The following is an 8,328-nucleotide window of genomic DNA, read 5'->3' as shown; positions in this document are numbered from 1 at the left end:
AGCCTATGTCGAGCAGGTTCTGGTGCCCGAGTTGCGGCCCGGCGACATCGTGATCATGGACAACCTCTCCAGCCACAAAGGAACCCGGACCCGTGAACTGATTGAGGCAGCGGGCGCATCACTCAGGTTCCTGCCGCCCTATAGCCCCAACTTTAATCCGATCGAAAACGCCTTCTCCAAACTCAAGGCGATGCTTCGCAAAGCAGCAGAGCGAACCGTTGATGCGCTCTGGAACAGAATTGGCAAACTGGTCCAAACCTTCACGCCCAAAGAGTGCGCCAACTACTTTGCAGCCGCTGGATACGATGCAGACTGATAGGATTCCGCTCTAAGGTGAGGAGATTGGCTGAGAGCCGATCATTAGCCCCACCACCACTCGTTGCAATCTTGCCCATGTCTAGCCAGCCCCCCGGTAGTAACACTGTAGCCAGCGCCCTTCCCGTCTAGGCGGATTATGGCGAGTGTACGGTTAGAGCGCTTGGTCCTGGATGTTTCGACGGTCCATTCGTTGGCCGTGAGCAATTCGAGTCGGCGGGCGCTCGCTGTGCGCACCAAGGCTACTTCAAACGCGCTGTCACAAATGCTCGTCTGTGGTTCTGGAGTGTCAAAGTCCATCGCGCGCAAGTCCTGCCCATGCAGCCAAACCGTATTGCCGTCCTCAACAAAGGTTTTAGCCGATGTACATGGCTGGTTGCATCCGCACATCTCGATGTGAACGGCTGGGCATTGGCGGAGAGGGCGACAATACAGGCTGAAACGGCACAGGGAGGGCGATTCACCCTGGAACCATGCGCGTTGAACGGTGTGGGGATCCGGTATCGCCAACTCTCCTAGTTGTTCTTAATCCTTACTAAGAGCGCCTGAGTGCGCATCAACGCCGCGCGCAATCGAACGCGCCGGTCACGCCGGATTGGGTGTCGTCGCTCATTCGATTAATCTACCGTCTATTGCCGTTGTCGTTTGCGCCAGACACAGTGCAAATCTCAAATCCGACCGCAGTCAGCACCGTGTCTACGTCATCGAGATAGCTTACCCATATCGGCTCGCCATTCGTCGTTGCATCTGGCAAATCTCCGTGGAGCTCGCACAAGGCGCGAGCGGCGAGTTCTCGTGGGTCTTGGGGATGGTTTGGCATTTTGGCCTACATCGGCAACCAATCGACGGCAAAGAATAGGCAGGTGCATGCTATTGCGGCAATTAGGAACAAGCCCGTCATCGCTGTTGAGAGATATCGTGTTCTCTGAAGTTCGTCGGTAGGGCAGACATGATCATTCCTCCACGCAATCATGGGAGTAGTCAAGCACACTCCAGATGATGAGTCGAATCAGGCCCATGATGTTGGGTTAGACGAGAGACGTTGTTCGGCACATCGCCGTGCTGAAATAATAAGACCGGCTCACCGTACTCTCCGACGTTGGGCTTGACGTCACGTTAGCAGCCGATGACACCGGCATGTATAGCAGCCATTTCTTCTGCAGCCTTGATCGAGCGGACTCGGGACGAAAACGCCAAAATTTCCGACCTGAGGCAGGTCGCCTTCCTCGCGACGCTCAGCGTTGTGGGCTTATCTACCATGCACTGACCTCGGGGTATGTCACTGACGACACCTTATGAACACCCTATCGACAATCTTATCGTGACCCATTGCGGCGCCGTCCCCTCACCAGAGAAGAGGGGCCCCGCCGAAGCTGAGCCCTTCCCTCAACACCTAGCCCGCGTGGAGGTGTGCAGGGACTAAAAGTGGACGTTTAAGCCGATACGGGGCGCGAGCTTCGGCATCGACGCTCACGCCGTTAAAATCGACGTTGTAAAATCCGACATCAAAGTACTTGCCTTGAGCGAGATGGCGGTTCCACAAATAGGTGTCCCTGTGGGGCGAATTTCCAAGTTTTGCAAGAAGTTTAGGTCGGCTTGCGTTGTGAGTGGCGGTGCGGACCGATAGGTTGCCCACAGATTCGTCAGGACTCTTCTTCCAGTGTTTTTATCGCTCGCCGCACTTCGGCCTCGCTTGGTGCGGGTCAGCATCGTTGAAGCCTCTCGCGCCACGTTGGGGGCGCTTGTGGGAATTCTGCTCACAGGTCTCATTACCCGCGCATCCATGGGGGAGGGGAGTGTGGCACCCATGCTCATCGCGCCCATGGGCGCATCGGCTGTGCTTCTGTTTGCAGCCCCGTCAAGTCCATTGGCGCAGCCTTGGTCGATATTGGGAGGAAACTGTATTGCCGCTGCAATTGGTGTGACGATTGCAGGCCTTGTGGGCGATCCGATTCTCGGAGCTGCGCTTGCGATTTCCATTTCCATCGGCGCGATGCTCGCCACCCAATGCCTCCATCCCCCGAGCGGGGCAGTGGCGCTGACAGCAGTTCTTGGTGGCCCCGCCGTACTTGAGACTGGCTATAGCTTTGTCCTATGGCCGGTTGCAGTGAACTCAGTCGTCTTACTGGTCGCGGCAATCTGCTTTAATCGCTTGACCGGGCGAGCCTATCCGGCGCCATCCGGCAAAAGCGCAAGTCACATCGGCATGAGAGCCGGGCTGCTGGACGTGCGGCCAACCGACCTGGAAGCCGTGCTCAGACAATATGACGAGATCGTAAATGTTGCGCCCGAAGTCCTGGAACATCTTCTTGAACAAGCTCAAATCCGTGCGTTTCAGCGCAGCGCAGGGCAACTGACATGCGCTTCGATTATGTCGCCCATCGCCGCAACAGTTCTGCCGACAACACCGGTGCGCGCAGTGTGGGCATTGATGCTTCGGCTGGGACTGCGCGCAGTGCCGGTGGTCGACGGGACAGGAGCCCTTGTGGGTATCGTCTCCAGAACTGACTTTTTCGGTGCCCATTTGGTGGACCAAAGTGGGAGGCTCAAAGCATGGCGGGTTGGTCTGCCGAAATTGCGTGTTCAAGACATTATGAGCCGCAACGTTCAGTCCGCCTTGCCCGCGACCTTTGTTTCCAAGCTGGTCTCACCGATGGTGGACCAGGGCCTGCATCAGATTCCGATCGTCGATGATAGCAACCGGGTCGTTGGGATTGTCTTTCAAGCTGACCTCATCTCTGGTCTGTTCAGGTCCGCCCTCGAAGGCCCTCTGGGCACCGAGAGCTGAGCAACGGGCGGCCGTCATGCTGGATGAAGGCTTCAAGGAATGGGGTCTTCGACATCGGAACCCGTTGGGGTCGACTTCAATCGGGGATGCTGGGAGTTCTCGTCCGAGAGATCATTTGCTGCAGAGCACATTTAAGGCTGGAAGAGATCGCGCGCAGCAGCGCCAATGGGTGCGCATTTTTCGGTTCTGCAGAATTATTCGGTCCATCTTCAACCGTCGAAAGCTTTTTGAACCATCTATGTGATGTCACCGAATACCTGTTTTGTGAGAACCTTTTCAACCATCGGTAGCTCAAAGCGAAATTGTCGGGCCAGCAATCGGCAAAAAGCTGTATTTACCAAAAGCTCGTGGGACCTGAGGTATCCCATGTTCGCCATCGTAAGATGTCCAGAGATTACCGCGAGGGAACAGCAGGGGCGACCATTTTCTCCGAAAACCAATCCCTTAGAGTCGGCGGAGTTGGCGGAAGTTGGAGTGTCTGCTTTTGACCATCACCCACTGTTCGCGACGACCCATACGCGGCTCTGGATTATTCGCATCGCGAGGGAACGGCGGGCTGGGCCGAGGAGTTGGAGTGACAGCCTCTAGGCGCAGAAATCGGAACGCTATTATACCCCGCACTTAGACAGTAGTAGCGCGAGACTTCTCAACGATTTTTTGAGGTTCGGCCGCTTCGGAGAACTGCGGGTTTGCTCGGATGACGACACCAACCATGAGGCCAGTGCGCTCGTCCCGATTGAAACGGATCGCGCAGTATTTCGTTCCTGTGGCAGAGTGACGCCGGATCCTCGCTTCTATCCGAATTTTACCCGCATACCTCGAAGGGACGGGGAGCAAGGATGGGCACGTATCGAAAAAGTTTTCACCGAGGTGAATGTGATCGCTAAAACGACATCAAACACACAGGACACCGATCTGAGCGCCGCCCGGCAAAAAGGTCGCGGTCGGACGGCCGTCACACCTACGCAGTATAACAAGCGTGCCTGGAAAGAGATTATCGGGCGCGTCTTTGCCAGTATCAGGCGCGATCGGATAATGCTCGTTGCCGCCGGCGTTACCTTCTATCTGCTGCTCGCGCTTGTCCCTGCGCTGTCGGCGTTTTTGGCCATTTACGGGCTCACTGCGGACCAGTCTACGGTCTTTGATCATCTGCACCTGCTAAGGGGATTAATACCGAGTGGAGGACTGGAGATCATTGGAGAACAGTTGCGGCGATTGGTGACAGAGGGGCGGACTACACTATCCTGGACACTCTTTTTTTCGGTTGCTATCGCCCTTTGGAGCGCAAGCGCTGGGATCAAAGCGATCTTTGAAGCCATGAATATCGCCTATCATGAGAGCGAGGACAGGGGGTTTTTCAAACTGAGCGCCTTGGGTTTGGCGTTCACTCTTAGTATCGCTGTGGGTGCCACCGTGGCGATAGGTGCTGTAGTGGTGATTCCAGCACTCTTTGCAGTGCTGCCGTTTGGAGAGGCCTTAGGCTGGGTGGTTCAAATACTCAGCTACGTCATCCTGGCTGGTCTAATGCTGCTGGGGATCACGGCGCTTTATCGCTTCGGTCCGTCTCGATCCCGTGCCAAATGGCGTTGGATATCACCAGGCGCAGGATTTGCTGTCGGCCTGATTATCATCGCTTCGATCCTATTTTCGTGGTACATCGCCAACTTTGGCAACTACAACGCCAGCTATGGTTCACTGGGGGCCTTGGTTGGTTCTTTAACTTGGGTGTGGATTTCCGTTTCGCTGTTGATACTGGGTGCCGAGATCAACTCGGAGATCGAGCATCAGACGGCGCAAGATACCACCACAGGACCAAACGCGCCTTTAGGTACTCGCGACGCCTATGTTGCCGACACCATTGGACAAGTGAAAGGTTAAGTTGTGAAATGGGCGGCATCAACTCTCGTTCGCCAGGACTGACCCATGGAAGTCCCGCGTCGCGGGTCACCATTCACCCTCTAGCACCCCACTCACTACTCTGCTTTTCCATGAAAACTCAAGAACTGGCGGCGTGGCGTCTAGCCAAACGCTCGGGGAACTTAGAACGAGTCCTCCCTGCGGGATGGTGAACTTGGTCGTCCGACGCGAAGCTAGGCGCATGAAGTCGGAAAGACACGTGTGGTGATGGCACCTTGCCGGACATTCGAGAGGTTCAATCCGCCCCGGCATTTCCCATGAGCGTATAGGCGTAAGATCCCGTTCACTCGAGGCGGGCAAACCGTCCAATGCTTCAATGCCTGACACAATGCGCAACACACCGCCGCGCAATGTCGCCAACACCGGCGTTGTATAGCTCACGAGCGAAAAATGAAGGGGTCGATAAATTCGCCTTCTATCCTCTGGCAGGTGCCTGTCCGGCGCCTCAACCCGCTCCTCGATACCCCCTTTTGGTGGGAACAGCATCACTTTTCAATGAATCACAAGGGAAATGGTGAGGAGCGTGCCCGAGGCGATTGTTGCGGTTAGGACTGTGGCCGCAGTGTCGCAAATCGATCTGACATTATCATCATTTTGCATACGCCGGCGATTTAACGTTCAAGCGCACATTATCTATCATCACAAGACAAACACGGCCGATGTCTGAGGTGCCATCGATGAGCGTTGTGGGGTCGCGTCCACGACGGCCGAAAAATTTCATGCCCCCAGGATCACGTTGAAAGCGGGATCTTTAAAATTCACGACAGAGCGACGACTTTAAAGTACTGTTTGCTGCACACCGGGGGGTGAGATTGCGATAACCGAACATAAGCTGAAAGACGTGGCCCGAAAGAGCGAGCTCACTCAGTGCGGCATCACCAACGAGATCAAAGATCACCAAATACGTTTATCGGACGATCAGGGCCGTACATATCTTGTTGACTTGGCACAGGAGCGGGCGCAGTGGGCGCAAGAACTGATCCGCAGGGACCAGGTCCCCAAATAGGGAAGCATCCGCCCACTATATTCATTGAACCCACGTCGACGATCTAGGGTATCAAATCGCGAACAATCCAACGCTGACCGACTTTCCGATCTATTGGAGATCCTCGACATGACGCAATTATAAGACTGCATCACGCTTTCCGGCCGTGCCGAACTTTGTCACGGTCTCGGGGACGGGCCGGCTAGCGCACGAGGCAAAATCGGGACGTCCTATGGATTTGCGCCCGCTCACATGAAGCAGCTGCCCATCACAAACCTAGTCCTGCTCGCTAAGCTATACGACGGCCCCTGTCGTTGCTGCTAGCGATTATCACAGGTTCGCCGTTCACTTTTCAAACGGAACGATCTTTCGTGGTGTGATTTGGCCCAACAATGATAATCTACAAGGGAACGTGGCTGTGGCGATCAAGCCTCCCCATACCGATCCGCGAGACTGCCAAGGTTGCACTGAGGCTCTTCAACTGAGCTTTGAATTACTAGTAAAGGAGGCGGGCTGGGACGTCGAAGCCACAGCCAAAGCTCTTCTTGGGCTAGCCAGTCAACATAGGCAGAATGTTGAAATTTACCGAGACTATGCCGCGTATCCTCTGGAGCGGTCACGACTAGGCAAATGCTAAAATGGGTTTCTGATAACAGCGACGCCATTAGTGCCGTATCCAACCTAGCCATGCTGTTCGTGTGGATCGCCTATCTGCAAGTTTTCCTTCAAAGCTACCGCCGTCAGGTGCGTCCGAACATCGTCATCAATAGAGCAGCTGGATCCGCTCTTAATGCCTCGTGCTTTGTCGGCAACATGAGTTCAGAATCGATCTATATCGAGAGCGTCATCGTGACACTCAACTGCGAAGGCCACGATATTCGCGACACCGTCACCGATAGCAAAGAGCTCGATGGTGACGAGCGCCCTGATGATCCGCGACAACGTACGCTCCAGGGGCCACTGCGGCCGGGTGACTACACCTCGATAGGAGCGTTCGATGAACTGATTGAGAAAGTTCATCGCAATAAGGGACGGAGAGATCACCCTAAGGCTGCAGGCGTCCCCATATTTCTTGAGGTCTTGGTCATCGCTGACTACTCCTCAGATGATCTGCTCATCGGCGCGAAAAGAGCGTTTACCATAGAGCCGAAAGGGCAGGATTGGCATGTGAGAGGTATGACAGCTAAAACGCAGCAAATCAGATCACGCCGAGAGCGACGTCGGATCAAAGATGTTGTTGATTAATCTGGAGGCGCTGATCTACCAATCACCACTGCCGTTAAACGCGACGCCAAGCACGATCACTATCGACCGGTCGGGTTGAAACCGAAAGCTAGCTCTGCCTGGACGCAATTTTTTCGTAAACAGCGTTAAGCAAGTCAGGAGTGGGCGTGGGTTTGGAGAAGACGTCCAGGGTTGAAAAATCCTCGCCGAGATCGGAGGTGTTGCCTCCGGTGTATATAATGATGGGCACGCCGCCTTGCCGTAATTGGCGAACGAGAGGCGAACAATCACCATCACTAAGTACGCAATCGACAATGGCGGCTGTAGGCTGATGGTCACGAAGCCATAGACCGGCCTCGCGAACGGAAGCAAATGCCGCCACGCCGTGACCTTCTGCCTCCAAGGCGTCGATGAGATCAATCGCAATAAGCGCTTGGTCTTCGAGCAATAAAATTGTCATTCGCTAATCAGCGCGCTTTTTTGGCGCCGCTCCTACCCATCACTTAGGAGTGTTTGCATCAATAATGCAACAAACATAAGGCAAGGGCGGAGACCCCTTAGGAATGCCATTTAGCAGGTCCACTGCGCGCATGAAGCTTTGGTTATCGTCTGCCTGTTAGCAAGGATCTCAACGGCATCGTCAACTCCCGGAATACTGCGGCAGCTACATGTTCCGCTAGACCGCACAAGAAATGATCGGCCGCCATATCACGCCGTTCATTCCCCAGACCCTTCACTTATCGTGACACTGTGCAAATCGGGAGTAAGCGCGAAGGTCACCCCGTCTGTTGCCGTCTTTCCTGGGGCGCTATTGGCACCTGAGAGTTTGTGATGGGTGTCATGTTCTATGTCTGCGACTATGCCTGGGGATAGAAGTTTCCATCTGATCGAGGCGGTGCCTGATCGGCTGGAAGGCGCACCGATGGCACGACGGCGTCGATGGTCTGATGCGTTCAAGGCAGAGGTAGTGGCGCGGAGCTTTGAACCGGGGACGAACGTTTCGGCCCTGGCGCGCGAGATCGGGATACAGGCCTCTCAGTTGTTTGGCTGGCGAGCGGAAGCCCTCAGGCGGGGTGAGGTCAAGCTGAACGATGACGAC

General features: G+C 55.1%; 6 protein-coding genes. 5 read left to right on the top strand and 1 reads right to left on the bottom strand.

Annotated elements, in window-relative coordinates; genetic code table 11:
* The 4 genes from BLR31_RS21125 to BLR31_RS21105 form a co-directional block, all read left to right on the top strand.
* Nucleotides 1-316, top strand: a 316-nt coding sequence (locus BLR31_RS21125; RefSeq protein ID WP_143009496.1) for a transposase, incomplete at its 5' end; no start/stop codon positions are given.
* 1,659 nt (nt 317-1,975) lie between these two features.
* Nucleotides 1,976-3,103 carry an HPP family protein gene (locus BLR31_RS21115; protein ID WP_090600493.1) on the top strand — a complete coding sequence of 376 codons (1,128 nt, stop codon included), beginning with the start codon at nt 1,976-1,978 and terminating at the stop codon, nt 3,101-3,103.
* Between the two features lie 657 nt (nt 3,104-3,760).
* Nucleotides 3,761-4,981, top strand: coding sequence for a YihY/virulence factor BrkB family protein (locus BLR31_RS21110; RefSeq protein WP_143009495.1), 1,221 nt, complete (start codon nt 3,761-3,763; stop codon nt 4,979-4,981).
* Nucleotides 4,982-6,635: 1,654 nt separating this feature from the next.
* A complete protein-coding gene (locus tag BLR31_RS21105; protein ID WP_090600486.1) occupies nt 6,636-7,250 on the top strand; it encodes a hypothetical protein in 615 nt (204 codons plus the stop codon).
* A gap of 88 nt (nt 7,251-7,338) precedes the next feature.
* On the opposite strand, the gene BLR31_RS21100 is transcribed toward BLR31_RS21105, so the two are convergent.
* Nucleotides 7,339-7,689, bottom strand: a complete 351-nt coding sequence (locus BLR31_RS21100) for a response regulator (protein WP_090600482.1) — start codon at nt 7,687-7,689, stop codon at nt 7,339-7,341.
* Nucleotides 7,690-8,076: 387 nt separating this feature from the next.
* Between BLR31_RS21100 and BLR31_RS21095 the strand changes: the two genes are divergently transcribed.
* On the top strand, nt 8,077-8,328 hold a 252-nt coding region (locus BLR31_RS21095; protein ID WP_143009494.1), incomplete at its 3' end, for a transposase.

The sequence above is a fragment of the Pelagibacterium luteolum genome (assembly GCF_900100665.1).
In the GTDB taxonomy this organism is placed as follows: domain Bacteria; phylum Pseudomonadota; class Alphaproteobacteria; order Rhizobiales; family Devosiaceae; genus Pelagibacterium; species Pelagibacterium luteolum.
The sequence above is the reverse complement of the archived record's forward strand: the minus strand, read 5'-3'. Positions and strand labels throughout refer to the sequence as shown.